At 66.8% G+C, this 16,041-nt stretch carries 13 protein-coding genes and 1 pseudogene; 6 read left to right on the forward strand and 8 right to left on the reverse strand.

Going from position 1 to position 16,041, the window contains the following annotated elements; genetic code table 11:
- Positions 1 to 17: 17 nt before the first annotated feature.
- The 5 genes from BJF87_RS16250 to BJF87_RS16270 form a co-directional block, all read right to left on the reverse strand.
- Entirely contained in the window at positions 18 to 1,070 is a 1,053-nt protein-coding gene (locus tag BJF87_RS16250; RefSeq protein ID WP_075863549.1) for a helix-turn-helix domain-containing protein, read from the reverse strand.
- A gap of 58 nt (positions 1,071 to 1,128) precedes the next feature.
- Entirely contained in the window at positions 1,129 to 1,803 is a 675-nt protein-coding gene (locus BJF87_RS16255; protein ID WP_075863550.1) for a hypothetical protein, read from the reverse strand.
- Positions 1,804 to 1,895: 92 nt separating this feature from the next.
- Entirely contained in the window at positions 1,896 to 3,305 is a 1,410-nt protein-coding gene (locus tag BJF87_RS16260) for a glutamate decarboxylase (RefSeq protein ID WP_006358942.1), read from the reverse strand.
- 111 nt (positions 3,306 to 3,416) lie between these two features.
- Positions 3,417 to 5,294 carry a YhgE/Pip domain-containing protein gene (locus tag BJF87_RS16265; protein WP_075863641.1) on the reverse strand — a complete coding sequence of 626 codons (1,878 nt, stop codon included), beginning with the start codon at positions 5,292 to 5,294 and terminating at the stop codon, positions 3,417 to 3,419.
- Between the two features lie 4 nt (positions 5,295 to 5,298).
- Positions 5,299 to 6,030: an ATP-binding cassette domain-containing protein gene (locus BJF87_RS16270; RefSeq protein WP_005200505.1), complete on the reverse strand. Its 732-nt coding sequence runs from the start codon at positions 6,028 to 6,030 to the stop codon at positions 5,299 to 5,301.
- 680 nt (positions 6,031 to 6,710) lie between these two features.
- Here BJF87_RS16270 and BJF87_RS16275 point away from each other — a divergent pair.
- Complete coding sequence (locus BJF87_RS16275; protein WP_075863551.1) at positions 6,711 to 7,526, forward strand: tyrosine-protein phosphatase; 816 nt, start codon at positions 6,711 to 6,713, stop codon at positions 7,524 to 7,526.
- Positions 7,527 to 7,557: 31 nt separating this feature from the next.
- Here BJF87_RS16275 and BJF87_RS16280 read toward each other — a convergent pair.
- Positions 7,558 to 8,048, reverse strand: a pseudogene (locus BJF87_RS16280) (MerR family transcriptional regulator); the annotation flags it as partial.
- A 131-nt stretch (positions 8,049 to 8,179) separates the two neighbouring features.
- Positions 8,180 to 8,689, reverse strand: coding sequence for a hypothetical protein (locus tag BJF87_RS16285; protein ID WP_084813223.1), 510 nt, complete (start codon positions 8,687 to 8,689; stop codon positions 8,180 to 8,182).
- Between the two features lie 117 nt (positions 8,690 to 8,806).
- Between BJF87_RS16285 and tgt the strand changes: the two genes are divergently transcribed.
- The 3 genes from tgt to BJF87_RS16300 all read left to right on the forward strand — a co-directional run bounded on the left by tgt (position 8,807) and on the right by BJF87_RS16300 (position 12,777).
- Positions 8,807 to 10,066, forward strand: coding sequence for a tRNA guanosine(34) transglycosylase Tgt (gene tgt / locus BJF87_RS16290; RefSeq protein ID WP_075863552.1), 1,260 nt, complete (start codon positions 8,807 to 8,809; stop codon positions 10,064 to 10,066).
- A 286-nt stretch (positions 10,067 to 10,352) separates the two neighbouring features.
- Entirely contained in the window at positions 10,353 to 11,774 is a 1,422-nt protein-coding gene (locus tag BJF87_RS16295) for a hemolysin family protein (protein ID WP_075863553.1), read from the forward strand.
- On the forward strand, positions 11,767 to 12,777 hold the full coding sequence (locus BJF87_RS16300; RefSeq protein ID WP_075863554.1) for a hemolysin family protein: 1,011 nt from the start codon (positions 11,767 to 11,769) through the stop codon (positions 12,775 to 12,777). Before BJF87_RS16295 ends, BJF87_RS16300 begins: the two co-directional genes overlap by 8 nt.
- Positions 12,778 to 12,822: 45 nt before the next feature.
- Here BJF87_RS16300 and gluQRS read toward each other — a convergent pair whose 3' ends face one another.
- Positions 12,823 to 13,737, reverse strand: a complete 915-nt coding sequence (gene gluQRS / locus BJF87_RS16305; protein ID WP_075863555.1) for a tRNA glutamyl-Q(34) synthetase GluQRS — start codon at positions 13,735 to 13,737, stop codon at positions 12,823 to 12,825.
- Positions 13,738 to 13,882: 145 nt separating this feature from the next.
- On the opposite strand from gluQRS, the gene BJF87_RS16310 reads away from it, so the two are divergent.
- The gene (locus tag BJF87_RS16310; RefSeq protein WP_075863556.1) at positions 13,883 to 14,935 is read left to right on the forward strand and encodes an ATP-dependent DNA ligase; all 1,053 of its coding nucleotides are present in this window, start codon (positions 13,883 to 13,885) and stop codon (positions 14,933 to 14,935) included.
- 2 nt (positions 14,936 to 14,937) lie between these two features.
- On the forward strand, positions 14,938 to 16,020 hold the full coding sequence (locus tag BJF87_RS16315; RefSeq protein ID WP_075863557.1) for a DNA polymerase domain-containing protein: 1,083 nt from the start codon (positions 14,938 to 14,940) through the stop codon (positions 16,018 to 16,020).
- Positions 16,021 to 16,041: the final 21 nt, after the last annotated feature.

The following is a 16,041-nucleotide window of genomic DNA, read 5'->3' on the forward strand; positions in this document are numbered from 1 at the left end:
TCCGGGCCGGCCGCGTGTCACGCGGTCGGTGATTCCCAGTTCTCCACGGGGTCGGCCTCGGCGGCCGCGCGGGCGCGGTATTCGCTCGGGCCGATCCCGAGTTCGGCCCGGAAGCGGTTGCGCATCGTGGGACTCGACGGGAAGCCGGAGATCCTGGCCACCTCGGAGACCGCCATGTCCGGACGTGTCCGGAGGAACTCGCAGGCGGTCTTGAGTCTGCGGTCGGCGATGCGTGCGGCCAACGAGTCCTCGGTGTCCTCGAAGTGCCGGTACAGCTGACGGCGGCTGATGTGCAGGTAGCGGGCGATCGCGTTCGGGGTGAACGAGGGATCGCGATGGTGACGCTCGATGAGGTCGGAGACCGCCTCCCGCACGAAAAGGGCGTTGTCGGTGATCTGTCGATTGTCGTAGTCGAGCTGTCCGAGTGCAGCGCGAACCAATTCGATGGCGGCCATCTCCGTGTCCGGGCCGGGTTCGGTCACGCCGACCGCGGTGTCCGACGCGAACTGAAGGATGAACGATGCGGTGGCGCGCGCCAGCAGGGTGTGAGAGGCGACCGGCCGGCGGGCCTGCTCGGCGACGCGGCGCTGGTTCCCGAGGAGTTCGAGCGGGATCACCAGGCCCGCAGGGTCATTGATCTCGAAGGTCCGCTCGAGGTAGGGGGATGCATTGCTGACGAAGGCGAGTTGCCCGGGGCCGTAGGCGAAATCGCGTGACCCCTGGCGGATGATGTGCTTGCCCTCCAGGGTGTGCACCCCGATGACCAGGTCTTCGGAGGGCTGTTCGGAGATGAGGCGCGGGTTCCGCGACACCTCGAGCGGGGTGTGCAGGCTGCAGAACGTGCCGATCATCGAGAGCTGACGTACGTACATCAGCGAGTCGAACGAACCGGGGTCATCGGTCCGCACCTCGACGTGCTGCCCGTAGTGGCGCATTCCGTCGGGTCCGGTGAGCCGGATCGGTTCGGCATGGATGTTGCTGCGGTGCACGCCGACACGGCGCTCCCACGTCTCGATCACCTTCGGCGGGAGGGGGTCCGACGAGACATCGTCCCGGAACAGCTCGGTCATCCCCGGCTCCCCGGTGCCCGAGCGCCCTCGCCGGGATTCGGTTGTGTAAGTGGTCCGGTCATGCCGACTCACCCGCGGAGTTGCGGTCCCAGGCCGGGAGGACCACGAGGGACGCCAGGAAGAAGCAGATCGCTCCGATGAAGGTTCCCCAGTTCGCCATCGCCGTGTCGACCGTGACTCCGCCCTTGGACACGTAGGCGCCCACCGCGGCGACGCCGAAGGCGATGCATCCGATGAGGTTGATCTGCACCGACCACCAGCCGGCCGAACCCGGGTCGAAGAACTTGTGTGCGTGCCGGTAGCCGCGAACGGCCATGAAGCCGCTGACGAGGAAGAGGATCGATCCGCCGGCATCCGGCGACCAGACGAACTCTCTCTGGGAGGGGATCGAATGCGCGGTGAGTGCCGCGGTGGTGCTCACGTTGAACAGGATCGTTCCCAACGACTGGGTCGACGCCGCGAGCCAGTCGGCGCGCACCATGATGCCGCTGCCGTAGTCGACCTTGGTCGTCACGGGGCCGCTCAGGATCAGCTGGATCAGGCCGGCGGCGGTGAAGAACCACGCCCCGACGAAGCAGCAGAGATTGACGGCCGACGATCCAGCCGAGCTGCCGAAGCCCGGCGCCGCGCTCAACGCGAAGAGTGCGGATCCGATCATGAAGCCCCAACACTGTTTGTTCAGGGTCGGGATGAAGACCGTGCTGCGTCTGGGGGCTGACGCGGCAATACTCATTTTCTACCTGTCTGTGAATGCGACGATGCGTCCCCGGCCTGGAAGGGATGCCAGGCCGGGGACACATCAGGGGATCGCGACGATCTCGGCGATCAGTGGTGGAAGTGCGAGCGCTCACCCTCGGCCGGGATCGGGCCCTCGAGACGATCGAGGAAGTCGACCTCGGTCTGGATGTCGGCGATGAGGGCACGCGCGAGGTCGTGGCTCAGGCCGGCGCGGACGACGATGCGCTGGACGGTGAGGTCGGCGAGGTCGTCGGCCATCGGGTAGGCCGGGACCAGCCAGCCCTTCATGCGCAGGCGATCAGACAGGTCGTAGAGGTTCCAGTTGTCGGTGTGGCCCGACTTCAGGCGCCATGCGAAGACCGGGATGGTGTCGCCCTTGCTGACGAGCTCGAAGGCGTCGATCTTGGCGATCTCCGACGACAGCCACTGCGCGACGTCGAGCGAACCCTGCTGGACCTGGCGGTAGCCCTCACGGCCGAGGCGCAGGAACTGGTAGTACTGCAGCAGCACCTGGGCGCCGGGACGCGAGAAGTTCAGAGCCAGGGTGGGCATGTCGCCACCGAGGTAGCTGCAGTGGAAGACCATGCTCTCCGGCAGCGCCTCGGTGTCGCGCCACACGATCCAGCCGACACCCGGGTAGACGAGGCCGAACTTGTGGCCCGAGGTGTTGATGGAGACGACGCGGTCGACGCGGAAGTCCCACTCCAGGTCGGGCTGGCAGAACGGAGCGATCATCGCGCCCGACGCGCCGTCGACGTGGATCTTCACGTCGAGGCCGGTGTCGGCCTGGATCTGGTCCAGCTTGGCGGCGATCTGCTTCACCGGCTCGTACATGCCGGTGTAGGTCTGGCCCATGATGGCGACGACGCCGATGGTGTTCTCGTCGACGTACTTCTCGAGCTCGTGGCCGTCGAGGACCATGTGGTCGGGGCTGATCGGCACCCAGCGGGGCTCGACCTCGAAGTAGTTGCAGAACTTCTCCCAGCAGACCTGAACGGCGGTGGACAGCACCAGGTTCGGGGTCTCGGTGGACTTGCCCTCGGCCTTGCGGCGGGCCTGCCAGTGGCGCTTGAGGGCCAGGCCGCCGAGCATGCAGGCCTCCGACGAACCGATGGTCGAGGTGCCGATGGCGTTGTCGACGTTCGGGTTGTGCCAGAGGTCGGCGAGGATCTTCCAGCAGCGGTCCTCGATGGCGGCCGTCTGCGGGTACTCGTCCTTGTCGATCATGTTCTTGTCGACGGTCTCGGAGTAGAGCTTCTTCGCCTCGTCGTCCATCCAGGTCGACACGAAGGTCGCCAGGTTCAGGCGCGCGTTGCCGTCGAGCATCGCCTCGTCGTGGACGATCTGGTAGGCGGTCTCGGGCAGCAGCATGTCGTCGGCCATCGAGAACTTGGGCAGATCGGTGGCCTCGCCCGGGCGGGTGAAGACGGTCCGCAGATTCAGGTTGTCGCCGATGTTGGTCGTGGCGCGGGCCTGCGAGTTCGATTTGGGTGTCATGTATTCCTCCTGGTGTTCAGATGCTAAGGCGCTCAATACCGGAAATGGGGCGGTTGAAGCGATCTACTCGAGGTAGACGACAGTCACGGGGGCTTGCCTGTCTCGACCTCCCTAGACTTCCACCGGCGGATACAGACGGTCCATCGTGTACTGGCGGTTTCGACGGGCGGCCCACGACGAGATGAGCAGGCAGCCCAGGGTGATTCCGCTGAGGACACCGATGGCGAGCCACAGTCGGTAGTCGATGCCGCCGACCGTGAGTTGTCGGAGGCCCTCCACCGTGTAGGTCATCGGGTCTACGTAGTGGATGTACTGGAACGGCGTGGCCGTGGTCGGCACGGGATAGATACCACCCGCGGACACCAGCTGGATCATCAGGAACGCCAGTGTCACAACACGTCCGACCGCGACGTCGAAGACCGCGTTGAACATCTGGATCATCGCCATGAAGGTCGCGACCACGAGCAACAGGTACAGGAACGTGGCTATCGGGTACTCGGCACGCAGCCCGACCGCGAAGGTGACCACCGTGTACAGGACGGTCGCCTGGATGAAGCCGATGGCGAAAGCGGGTGCGTACGAGGCCAATACGACGCGCAGCGACGAGAAGCCCTGGACGATCGGGCGGGACTGCAACGGCGTCAACAACATCCAGGTGATGATGCCGCCGACGAACAGTGCCAGGGACATGAAGAACGGTGCGAAGCCGGTACCGAAGGTCGGGGCCTCGTGTGTGTAGTCCTCTTGCAGGGCGACGGGCTGTGCCAACGTCTTGGCGATCTCCGTCTTCTCCTGGTTGGTCCAGGACGGGATGGCCTTGACCCCTTCTTCCAGACCGGACGCCAGTTCGTCGGCACCCGCGCTCAGCTCACCGAGGCCAGAGCTGAGTTCGGCTGAGCCGCTCTTCAGTTCGTTGGCGGCACCGCGTGCGGCGAGGATGTCGTTGCGAAGGCCGCCGTTCTCGACGAGGGTGAGGCCGAGGCGGAGGGGGCTGTTCGGATTGCCGAGCTGCTGCGAGAGCACGTTGGCGTCGTTGTTCAGCTGGGTGAGCTGGTTGTTCGCGTCCGGTCCGAGTCCGCTGGTGCGCAGGAACTGTTGTGCGGGGGAAAGGGCATTGGCGAGAGATCGCATCGTGGGATCCGGCGACGAACTCAGCTGGGCGATGACCGAGTCGAGGCCCTTGCTGGCCTGCGACTGCTGATTCGCGGCGGTCGTGAGTTCGTTCGACGCCGCTCCGGCATTGCGGGCGAGTCGATCTGCGGCCGCATTCACCTCGGCTGAGGACAGACCGGTCTGGTCGGCGCCGAGTGCGTTGAGCAGGGGATCGGTGGCCTTGATCAGTGCGGAGTCGAGTTGGCCGAGACCGGACGCGAGCTCCTGAGCGCCCGAGTCGGCGGTCTTCAGACCGGCGGCAAGTTCGTTCGCGCCGTCGGCCGCTTCCGTCAGCTTGGGCGTGAGGTCCCCGACCTCGTTGAGGACGATCTCGAACGTCTGCGCGCCGACCTGTGCGCTGACCTTGTTGACGACCTGCTGGGCGGCGTCCTGACCGATGATCGTCGCCAGGTAGTTGTTGGCGTCGTTGTAGGTGAACACCAGCGGCGCCGAACGCGGCTTGTCGCTCGTGGGCGAGGCGATCGCCTTGCTGAAGTCGGCGGGCAGCGTGATCGAGAAGTAGTACTTGCCGTGCGCGACACCGTCGGCGGCCTCGGCGGCGGAGACCTCGTGCAGATCGAGCTGCTTGGACTCGATCAGTCCGGCCGCGACCTGGGAGCCGGCGTCGAGTTTCTGCCCTTCGACGACTGCACCGGTGTCCTCGTTGACGAGTGCGACGGGGATCTTGTCGGCGGCGGCAAACGGATTCCAGAACGCCCACAGGTACATCGCGCCGTAGAGGAGCGGCATGAGCATGATGACCACGAGCGCCAGCCGGGGCATCCGGCCCCGGTAGTAGCGCTTGATGTCGCTGCCCGGCGAGAATGCGGCAAACATGTTCCTACGTCCGATCTTCGTGCTCGAGGCCGACGAACTGGCCATCTGTGAGGTTGTCGACGGGGATGACGTCACGGACGCCGCCGGCCGGGGACACGGCGTTGATGTCGGCGGTGATCACCGTCTGGGTGCGGCCCAGGTCGACGAGGCGGTCCATGAGATGGACCTGGTTCTCGCGCCGGGTCAGGTTGTCCACTCCGCCGACGACCAGCAGTGGCGGACGGCGCAGGTTGCCCACGGCGATCCGGAAGAGAGCCGCGGTCAGCTCGGGGAGTTCCTCGACGAACGATTCCATCGCGGGAAGGGGGTAGGGGCCGAAGACGGGTCGGCAGATGCGCTCGAGGTCTTCCTCGCGCGCGGGCGTGACCCACTTGTACCAAGGCGCCGACCACCGGATCTGCTCGGTGATGACGTCGCTGACACGGATGGTCTGTTCGATCCCGTCGACCTCGTCGATCCACGCGACGGCCGCGTTCTCGAACAGGTGGTGGGCGTCGTTGGCGCGGTCGAAGGCGACCAGCTCACCCTTCGTCGGCTTCATGCGACCTGCGAGGGTGAGGAGCAGTGCGGTGCGGCCTCGGCCCTCCGGCCCGGCGATGACCGTGACCCCGCCGGTGCGGACCCGAAGGTCGACCGGGCCGTAGATGTGGCCCCAGGAAGCATCCACGGAGAGTCCGTGGCCTTCGATCAGGGTCGCGTCAGAGGGGGTGCCGCCAGGCTCCGGGGCATCACGCATCGCTGCCGCCCGATCCGAAGACCACATCGTCCAACTTTCTGTCGTTGTGTCGGCATAACCGACTCGCCTGCCGTACCGCCGGTGAGCAGTACGACAGGCTGGGGGTGAATTCAGAGGTTCTTTAAGATTCGCGCGGCGTCGCCCTCGATGAGTGGGTCTGTGCCCTCGATCAGTCCTTCGGACGTCCCGTCGAATACCCGAGTGTCTCGGATGATTGTGCGACCGTGAACAGTCACTTTGCTGGACATACATTGGAACTTAGCTCAGGCATATCCGGCATTTCAATGCGAACGCGCAGGTCACAGAGGGCGAATCTGGCACGAAATTCGCCCCGGCAACCTGTAACGGCTCCGGGTCCGGTTCGAGGTGCCCGCTGGGTCCGCGAACAGCACGTTTGGGGTGAACGGCTGTAATCCTCATGATGTGTCCTGAATCCCACGGACTGGGTTTCGTGGTCCCATTTCCGGGGGAAAGAAACGCTGGGCCAGGGCAATCCCCGAAGACGGCACGATATTGCCGTTACCTGCGAGTAACGCCAAAGATCGGGATAACTTCTCGTCGTCGCGACGCCACCGGAGTGCCTCATCAGGTTTGTCGTATGTGAATCGGTGGCACATTTCGGTCACTGGACCCAGTCGTTGTCGGGGGCCACTCGGATCGGCCTGTCAGAATCTTTCGTCATGACCGATCTCACCCACGCCCACGCCGTGTCCCTTTCCACCGTTCCGAACCTCCGGGACCTCGGTGGGTGGACGACCGCCGATGGACGCCGTGTGCGGTCCGGTCTGGTGTTCCGGTCCACCGAGCTCCACCGGTTGGCGGGTGATGACCTCACGAAATTCGACGCGTTGGGGATCACGGCCGTCTACGACCTCCGCACGGTTGCCGAGCGTTCGGCCGCGCCGGACCCGGCCCTGCCCGGTGTCGTGGAGGTTCCCCTCGACGTGCTGGCCGACTCGTCGACCGCGATCCCGGCACGCCTCAACGAGGTGGTCGCCGATCCGGCCGCGGTCGCTGCAGCGAGCGAGGCACTCGGGGGAGGTAAGGCGGCGGAGCTGATGGAGGGCACCTACCGACAGATCCTGAGCCTGCCCAGCGCCCATGCTGCGTACCACCGGCTGTTCACTGCGCTCGCCGAGCCCGCGTTGCCGGGTGCGGCACTGTTCCATTGCACGACCGGCAAGGATCGGACCGGCTGGGCGGCGGCAACGTTCCTCACCGTGCTCGGCGTCGGCCGGGACGAGGTGTTCGAGGACTACCTCCTCACGAACGACGAACTGATCCCGGCACTGCACCCGGTCTTCGCCGCGTTCCAGGCGGCCGGCGGCGACCCCGAGGTGTTGAAGCCGATCCTCGGCGTCCAGCGGAACTACCTCGAGGGGGCGTTCGAGGAGATGACCGCACAGTTCGGCGACATCGAGGGCTACTTCCGCGACGGACTGGGACTGGATCCCGCTGTGCCGGAAGCGCTCCGGAAGCGCTACCTCGACGAGTGAGCGGAAACCGGGCGTGAGTCCTCGGAGCATCGCGTCGTTCGAGGCGATCGGTCTCGGCCTTGATCTGCTGCCAGTCCTCCTTCGAGAATCGGGCGGCGCGCTTCTGGCTCTCCTGCCACGCGTCGGTCTCGCCCCACCGTTCCTCGGCCTCCGCCGCGTACTCCTCGCCGGGCCGGCCCTCGCCGAAGATCTCGGGTTGTTCGGCCGCCGACAGCTGGATTCCCTGCTTCTTCGCGCTCATCATCTCCTCCACCGCTGCAACCATCCGATGCAAGTGATCGATCCGGTCGGTGAGCAGCTCGTGCTGCGCCCGGAGCTGATGCAGTTCGTCGGCATCGGGATCGTCGAGCAGGGTCGCTATCTGCTCGAGTGAGAAGCCCAGTTCGCGGTAGGTCAGGACACGGCAGAGCCGTGCCACGTCGGCGTCGTCGTAGACGCGGTACCCCGCTGCGTGCGGCGCGACGGTGTCACCAGACCGATCCGGTCGTAGTGGTGCAGTGTGCGGACACTCACGCCGACCATCCCCGCGACGAGGCCCACGGTCAGGTCCGACGAGGGAGCGGGGTGCGGTCGGTGCTTCTCGTCACTCACATGAGCAACCTTGGGGTCTGACGTCGCGTGAGAGTCAAGACAGTTCGGTCAGCGAGTTCGGATCAGGGAGCGAAACCGATGACCGTCGTGTCCTTCTGGCAGGCGGCGAGCACGCCCTGCAGCTGCGATGGCCCGCAGGTCCAGCCGGAGACCGACTGCTGCGCGCCGGAGACGATCTTGGGGCCGTACTCGCCGGCGATCGACGTCGCCTTGTCGCAGTCGACGTCGCCGGACAGGATCAGCACACGCAGCGCGCCGTCGGGGCCGGGGATGCTGCCGCAGGTGGCGCCGGGCCCGCCCCGGGTCGATCCTTCCGCGTCGGCGCCCGGTGTGACCGAGTCGGCACGGGCCGACGCGGGCTTGCGCCCGGGGACGACGGGTGCCGATGTCGACGGGGCGTCGGCGGGTTGCTCCGCCGATGCGGCCGCGCTGTCACCGGCGCTCGCGGAGGTGTCGGTGACATCCTGTTCCGCACCGCACGCGGACAGTGTGAACAGGGCCAACGACAGGCCGAGTGCGGTGGTGGCGACCCTGGTCCCGGAGGAGACGGCGCGGCGCGTTCTGCACGACATGGTCCCCACCGTAGCGAATCCCGGAATGCCGGACCGATCGGTCGTCGTGGTCGCCGATGGGCCCGACGGCGCCGCCGCCGGTTTGGGTGGAGGGGGCCGACCTGGGAGGATGCACCGGTGAGCAGTACCGGAACCGAAGTCGCCGACCCCGCCTACACCGTCGGCACCACCCTGCCCGGCACCCGCGGCCGCACCGGGGTGATCAACACCCCGCACGGCGCGATCCTGACGCCCGCCTTCGTGCCGGTGGGTACCAAGGCGACGGTGAAGACCGTCCTGCCCGAGTCGGTCGCGCAGCTGGGTGCTCAGGCCGTCCTCGCGAACGCCTACCACCTGTACCTGCAGCCGGGCCCCGAGATCATCGATCAGGCCGGCGGACTCGGTGCCTTCATGAACTGGTCGGGCCCGACCTACACCGACAGTGGCGGGTTCCAGGTCATGTCGCTCGGCGCCGGCTTCAAGAAGGTCATCGCGATGGAGGTCGGCAACCCCGACGACGAGCTCACCGCGAACGGCAAGGAACGGCTCTCCCGCGTCGACGACGACGGCGTGACGTTCAAGTCGCACCTCGACGGCTCGGCGCATCGCTTCACGCCCGAGGTGTCGATGCAGATCCAGCATCAGCTCGGTGCGGACATCATCTTCGCCTTCGACGAACTCACCACGTTGATGAACACCCGGGTGTATCAAGAGAATTCGCTGGAACGCACCCGACAGTGGGCCATCCGGTGTCTGGCCGAGCACAACCGCCTGAGCGTCGAACGGGCACACCGGCCCCAGCAGGCGTTGTGGGGCGTGATCCAGGGAGCCCAGTACGAGGATCTGCGACGCAAGGCGTCCCGCGACCTCGTCGCGCTGAGCGAGGCCGACCGGGAGGCCGGCGGCAAGGGATTCGGCGGCTACGGCATCGGCGGCGCCCTCGAGAAGCACAACCTCGGCCGGATCGTCGGCTGGGTCAACGACGAACTGCCCGAGGATGCGCCGAAGCACCTGTTGGGCATCAGTGAACCCGACGACATCTTCACCGCCATCGAGAACGGCGTGGACACCTTCGACTGCGTGTCGCCCACGCGAGTCGCGCGCAACGGCGCGATCTACTCGCTCGACGGTCGGTACAACATCACGAACGCGAAGTACCGCAACGACTTCCGGCAGCTCGATCCCGAGATCGAGAACTACACCTCGCAGTACAGCCGCGCCTATCTGCATCACCTTTTCAAGGCGAAGGAGGGTCTCGGTCCGACGCTGGCGACCCTGCACAACGTGTCGTTCATCATCACGCTGGTCGACCGCGCACGACAGGCGATCGAGGACGGCACGTACGTCGAGTACCGGGACGAGTTCCTGCGCCGCTACTACGGTTCGACGCGGGACTGAACGCGTCCCCGAAGCCGTGTGGTGGGTCACGTCCCGGAACCGCGCGGAACGGTGATTCGTTGTGACCCCATCGCAACGAGGTTGCGTACACCCCCGAACACTCGGCACCCTGTAGGGGTAATCGAGTACCAGCGAGAGAGACGATGAGACGCGCTAAGCGCCGAAAACGCCGACGACACCCGTCCGCACCCTGCCCCGAACCGGGCCCTGACCCGCGTTCCGGACACGCAGTCCACTGCGAGATCCATCCCGACGTCCCAGGCGTCGACGCTGATCGGATGGCGACATGCTGACCGTTCTCGGAATCTTCCTGGGAATCCTGGTCGTCCTCGCGATCACCGCCGTCACCGGCTACTTCGTGGCCCAGGAATTCGGCTTCATGGCGGTCGACCGCTCCCGCCTGAAGGCCCGCGCCGAATCCGGTGACGCCGCAGCGAAGCGCGCCCTCTCCGTCACCCGGCGAACCTCGTTCATGCTGTCCGGTGCCCAGCTCGGCATCACCGTCACCGGCCTGCTCGTCGGTTACGTCGCCGAACCGCTGATCGGTTCCGGGGTCGGTGACCTGCTGAGCAACGTCGGCATCCCGGTGGGTGTCGGTGTCGCGATCGGCACGGTCATCGCGATCCTGTTCTCCACCGTCGTGCAGATGGTCTTCGGCGAACTCTTCCCCAAGAATCTCGCGATCGCCCGGCCGGAACCGGTCGCGCTCTGGCTCGCCCGGTCGACAGCGATCTACCTCGCCGTGTTCGGCTGGCTGATCGCGTTGTTCGACAAGGCGTCGAACCTGTTGCTGCGCGCACTGCGGATCGAGCCGGTCCACGACGTCGAACACTCCGCGTCGGTCCGCGACCTCGAACACATCGTCGCCGAGTCGCGCGATGCCGGTGAGCTTCCCGAGGACCTGTCCGTGCTGCTCGACCGCGTGCTGGAGTTCCCGACGCGCACAGCCGAACACGCGATGATCCCGCGTCCGCACACCGACCAGGTGGACGCGTCGCTGCCCGCCTCCGAGGTACTCGCTCTGATGAGTACCGGGCACACCCGGTACCCGGTCGCCGGTGACGACGAAGTTCTCGGCGTGGTCCATCTCCACGACCTTCTCGAGTGGTCGTACGCGCTGAAAAAACAACCCGCGCAGGCTGTCCCGACGGCCACCGCGGGTGACCTCTGCCGCCGCGCGGTCGTCGTCCCGTCGACCCTGCCGCTGCCGGAGGTGCTGGAGAACCTCTCTGACGCACACGAGGAGATGGCCATCGTCATCGACGAGTACGGCGGCTTCGCCGGCGTCGTGACCGCCGAGGACATCGCCGAGGAACTGGTGGGCGAGATCGACGACGAGCACGACCCGGAGACCTCCGCGGCGATCGAGAAGACCGCCGGCGGCTGGCGTGTCCGCGGTGACGCCCACGTCGACGAGGTGTCCCGTGCGATCGGTTGGGAACTACCCGAAGGCGACTACGAGACGATCGCCGGACTGGTGATCGCCGAGTTCGTCGGGTTGCCCGAGGTCGGGGAGACCGTCGAGATCACCATCGATCCCGATCCGGCCTCGGTCCTCGACGACGACGAGGCGCCACCCCGCGTGGTGCGCGTCGATGTCCTCGAGGTCGAGAAGCATGTGCCGGCGCTGGTGTCGATGACACTCGGAACCGAAGTGAGCACCGACGCAGCAGGATCGGACACCGGACGGGAGGCCGACAATGGATAACCCGTGGGTCATCGGGGTGATCACCGTCTCGCTCATCGCGGCGAGTGCTTTCTTCGTCGCCGTCGAGTTCGCTCTGATCGCGGCCCGACGCCATCGGCTCGAGGACGAGGCCGCAACGAGTAGTAGCGCCCGTGCGGCCCTGCGTAGCGCATCGGAGCTGTCGGTGTTGCTCGCGGGTTCGCAGCTCGGCATAACCGTCTGCACCCTGGCGCTGGGTTCGGTCACGAAACCTGCTGTGCATCACTGGCTCACGCCGCTGTTCGAGACGTGGGGCCTGCCGTACTGGTCCGCCGACATCGTCGGCTTCGTGCTGGCGCTCATCATCGTGACCTTCCTGCACCTGGTGGTCGGCGAGATGGCCCCGAAGTCGTGGGCGATCGCGCACCCGGAGCGGTCGGCGATCGTGCTGGCCCTGCCGATGCGGGCTTTCATGTGGCTCACGCGGCCGATCATCGTGCAGCTCAACCACCTGGCCAACTGGTGTTTGCGGCGCGTGGGCGTCGAACCCGTGGACCAGGTCGCCACCGGCCAGGACAGCGACGCGTTGCGCCACCTCGTCGAGCACTCGGCGACGGTCGGAACACTCGACGAGCGGTATCACGCGCATCTGACCAGCGCGCTCGAACTGGAATCGCTGACGCTCGGCGACGTCGTCACGCCCAGCGACACCCTGGGCGCGGTGCTGCCGACCGCGAGTGCCGACGAGATCCAGACTGCCGGACGGATTTCGGGGCATCTGCGGCTGCTGGTGCGCGACGCTGATCGGGGCCCGGTGCACGGCGTCGTGCACGTGCGCGACAGCCTGCGCGCGGCGCCGGACGCGACAGCCGCCGACCTCATGCGTCCGATGCTGCGGTTCGAGTCCGGGCAACCGGTCTACGAGGCGCTCGCCGCCATGCGTGAACGCCGGGCCCACCTCGCGCTGGTCACCGACTCCGGTCGGGCCATCGGGTTGATCACTCTCAACGACCTGTTGCAGAGACTGCTGGCGACGACTGCGTGAAGACGACCCCGCTGCCTGGGGTGTAGGCGCGGTAGGCCCCTCAGCTCATTCCCACTCCGCTGGGCCCAGCAGCCAGGGCTCCCGGGGCAGGGCGTCTGGGTCGAAACGGCTTGCGAGCGTGGGGAGGTCGACGGTCTCGCCGGGGTCTGCGAGGTCCAGTGACCGCGCGATGTGCGAGAGGACGGTGGCGGCCGGAACCCCGTCGGCCGCAAGGTCGGCGAGGGTAACGGCACCGTCGCGTTTGGAGAGCCGGACGCCGTCCGGGTTGAGCACCATCGGCACATGGGCATAGGTCGGTGGAGTCTCACCGAGCAGCGTCGCGAGGTAGGCCTGGCGTGGAGCCGACGACAGCAGGTCGTCGCCGCGCACGACCTGATCGACTCCCTGTGCGGCGTCGTCGACGACGACGGCCAGGTTGTAGGCGGGCGTGCCGTCGTTGCGCTGGATCACGAAGTCGTCGACCATGCCGGTGAAGGTGCCGTGGAGCAGGTCGGTGACGGTGAACTCGGTGGTGTCGGCCAGGATGCGGATCGCGGGTGGCCGTCCCGAGGCGATCTTCTGGGCGCGTTCGGCGTCGGTCAGTGTCCGGCAGGTGCCGGGGTAGGCGCCCTGCGGTGCGTGGGGAGCGGACGGGGCCTCGAGGATCTCGCGTCGCGTGCAGTAGCAGTCGAAGGTGCGACCGGCCTCGCGGAGCCGGGCGATGATGCCGCGGTAGATGTCACGTCGTTCGGTCTGATGGACGACGGGAGTTTCCCAGTCGATGCCGAGCGAGGCGAGGTCGGCGAGTTGCCGGGCGTCGGCGCCGGCGACCGCGCGGTCGAGATCCTCCATGCGGATCAGGAACCGGCGGTCGGTCGTGCGGGCGAACAGCCAGGCCAGCACAGCCGTCCGCAGGTTGCCGACGTGGAGGTCGCCCGACGGGGACGGCGCATACCGGCCCGCTGCGTGCTGTGTCGACATCGCGTCGAGGTTACCGCGTCGCGTCGACGCCCCGCGATGAGAATCGGTCTCGCCGATGGTCTGTCTCTGCGCCAGACCCCACGGTCACCCCGGAGTCCCGGGCGGATCGTTGCCAGCGCCCGGAGAAGTGAGGAACAGTGAAGCCATGGATCTTCCGGTCATGCCGCCCGTAGCCCCGATGCTGGCCAAGGCGGTCACCGCCGTGCCGCAGCAGCCCGACGGTGAGACGGCCTGGTCATACGAACCCAAGTGGGATGGTTTCCGCGCGCTGATCTTCCGCGACGGCGACGAGGTGGCGATCGGCTCCCGCGGTGGGAAAGACCTGGCGAGGTACTTCCCGGAGATCGTCGCCGCGGCGAAGGCCGAGCTGCCGGACAGGGTCGTTCTCGACGGCGAGATCGGGGTACCCGCACTCATCGGCGACACCCACCGGCTCGACTGGGATTCGCTCGCGCAGCGCATCCATCCCGCCGAGTCGAGGGTCAACATGCTCGCCGAGAAGACGCCGGCGATCTTCATCGGTTTCGACGCACTCGCACTGGAATCGACGGCGGTGAACGGACAACCGTTCGAGGTCCGTCGAGAGGCGCTGCTGCGCGCGGTCGGACCCGGCGACTGGGATCGGCGGATGCACGTCAGCCGCGTCACCAGCGACGCGTCGATCGCCGAGGACTGGTTCTCCGCCTTCGAGGGCGCCGGCCTCGACGGCGTCGTCGCCAAGCGTGTCGACGGCGTCTACGTCGAGAACAAGCGCGAGATGCTGAAGGTCAAACACAAGCGGACCGCGGACTGCGTGATCTTCGGTTATCGGATCCACAAGTCGGGCAGGGGGATCGGCTCGATGCTCCTCGGTCTCTACGACGACGACGGCGAGTTGCGCATGGTCGGGGGCGCGGGCGCGTTCTCCGACGCCAAACGCGTTGAGCTGCAGGAGATGTTCGAGCCGATGCGCCTCGACCCGGACAAGCCGTCACCGGGCGAGCCCACCCGATGGCGGTCGGAGAAGTCGGGGGAGTGGATTCCGATCCGCCCCGAACTGGTCGCAGAGTTCGCCTACGACCAGATGGAGAACCAGCGCTTCCGCCACACCGTGAAGTTCCTCCGCTGGCGCCCGGACCGGGATCCCGAGAGTTGTGGCTACGGCCAGCTCGAGGTTCCGCTCACCTACGACCTGCACGACGTCCTCGAAGGAGAATGACCATGGCATCCCGTTCTCCCGCAGAAGAACTCGACGTCGACGGGGTCGCCGTCCGTCTCAGCAACCCGGACAAGATCTATTTCCCCGAGCTCGGCGAGAACGGCGGCCGCAAGCGGGATCTCGTCGGCTACTACCGGACGCTCGCGCTCGGCATCGACGACAGTGGCGACGGGCCGCTCATGCGCGCGACGCGCGACCGGCCTACCTTCCTGCAACGCTTCCCCGACGGCGTGGAGGGGGAGGAGATCTACCAGAAGCACATCGCGAAGAAGCGTCCCGAGCACGTGCAGTCCACGCCGATCATGTTCCCGTCCAAGCGAACCGGGGACGCCATCCGCCCGACGGTGCCGGCCGATCTGGTGTGGGCGGCGAACCTGGGGACCGTCACCTTCCACACCTGGCCGACCCTGCACCCGGACAACGACCATCCCGATCAGCTCCGCATCGACCTCGATCCGCAACCCGGCACGACATTCGACGACGTTCGGAGCGTGGCGATCGACGGGTTGAAACCGCTTCTCGAGGAACTCGGCTTCACGGGCTTCGTGAAGACGTCGGGTGGCCGAGGAATTCACGTGTACGTCCCCATCGAGCCGTTGTGGGACTTCATCGCCACCCGGCGATGTGTCATCGCGATAGCCCGTGAACTGGAGCGCCGGGACCCGGATCGGGTCACCACGTCGTGGTGGAAAGAGGAACGCGGGGAACGGATCTTCATCGACTTCAACCAGAACGCCCGCGACCGCACGATGGCGTCGCCGTACTCCGTACGACGCAGCGCGATCGGTCGGGTGTCGACGCCGGTGACGTGGGACGAACTGGCCGACGTCGATCCCGACGACTGCACGATGGCAACCGTCCCGAAGCTGCTCGAGCGCCGCGGCGATCCGTGGACCGACATCGCCGATCACCGGCGCGGCATCGAGAAACTGCTGGAGATGGTCCAGCAAGACGATGCGAACGGGTTGGGCGACATGCCCTACCCGCCCAGCTATCCCAAGATGCCGGGCGAACCGCCGCGCGTACAACCCAGCAAGAAGGTCGCCGAACACTGGGACGAGAAGGGCAACCGGATCGAGGACTGACGCCCAGCTCGCAGGAGCGCT

The organism is Gordonia sp. CNJ-863, from assembly GCF_001942325.1.
GTDB classification, from domain to species: Bacteria; Actinomycetota; Actinomycetes; order Mycobacteriales; family Mycobacteriaceae; genus Gordonia; species Gordonia alkanivorans.

Bases quoted from the DNA above. Each gene is read 5' to 3' on its own strand.
- BJF87_RS16250 (WP_075863549.1), bottom strand. From the start codon at position 1,070: ATGACCGAGCTGTTCCGGGACGATGTCTCGTCGGACCCCCTCCCGCCG.
- BJF87_RS16255 (WP_075863550.1), bottom strand. From the start codon at position 1,803: ATGAGTATTGCCGCGTCAGCCCCCAGACGCAGCACGGTCTTCATCCCG.
- BJF87_RS16260 (WP_006358942.1), bottom strand. From the start codon at position 3,305: ATGACACCCAAATCGAACTCGCAGGCCCGCGCCACGACCAACATCGGC.
- BJF87_RS16265 (WP_075863641.1), bottom strand. From the start codon at position 5,294: ATGTTTGCCGCATTCTCGCCGGGCAGCGACATCAAGCGCTACTACCGG.
- BJF87_RS16270 (WP_005200505.1), bottom strand. From the start codon at position 6,030: ATGCGTGATGCCCCGGAGCCTGGCGGCACCCCCTCTGACGCGACCCTG.
- BJF87_RS16275 (WP_075863551.1), top strand. From the start codon at position 6,711: ATGACCGATCTCACCCACGCCCACGCCGTGTCCCTTTCCACCGTTCCG.
- BJF87_RS16285 (WP_084813223.1), bottom strand. From the start codon at position 8,689: ATGTCGTGCAGAACGCGCCGCGCCGTCTCCTCCGGGACCAGGGTCGCC.
- BJF87_RS16295 (WP_075863553.1), top strand. From the start codon at position 10,353: ATGCTGACCGTTCTCGGAATCTTCCTGGGAATCCTGGTCGTCCTCGCG.
- BJF87_RS16300 (WP_075863554.1), top strand. From the start codon at position 11,767: ATGGATAACCCGTGGGTCATCGGGGTGATCACCGTCTCGCTCATCGCG.
- gluQRS (WP_075863555.1), bottom strand. From the start codon at position 13,737: ATGTCGACACAGCACGCAGCGGGCCGGTATGCGCCGTCCCCGTCGGGC.
- BJF87_RS16310 (WP_075863556.1), top strand. From the start codon at position 13,883: ATGGATCTTCCGGTCATGCCGCCCGTAGCCCCGATGCTGGCCAAGGCG.
- BJF87_RS16315 (WP_075863557.1), top strand. From the start codon at position 14,938: ATGGCATCCCGTTCTCCCGCAGAAGAACTCGACGTCGACGGGGTCGCC.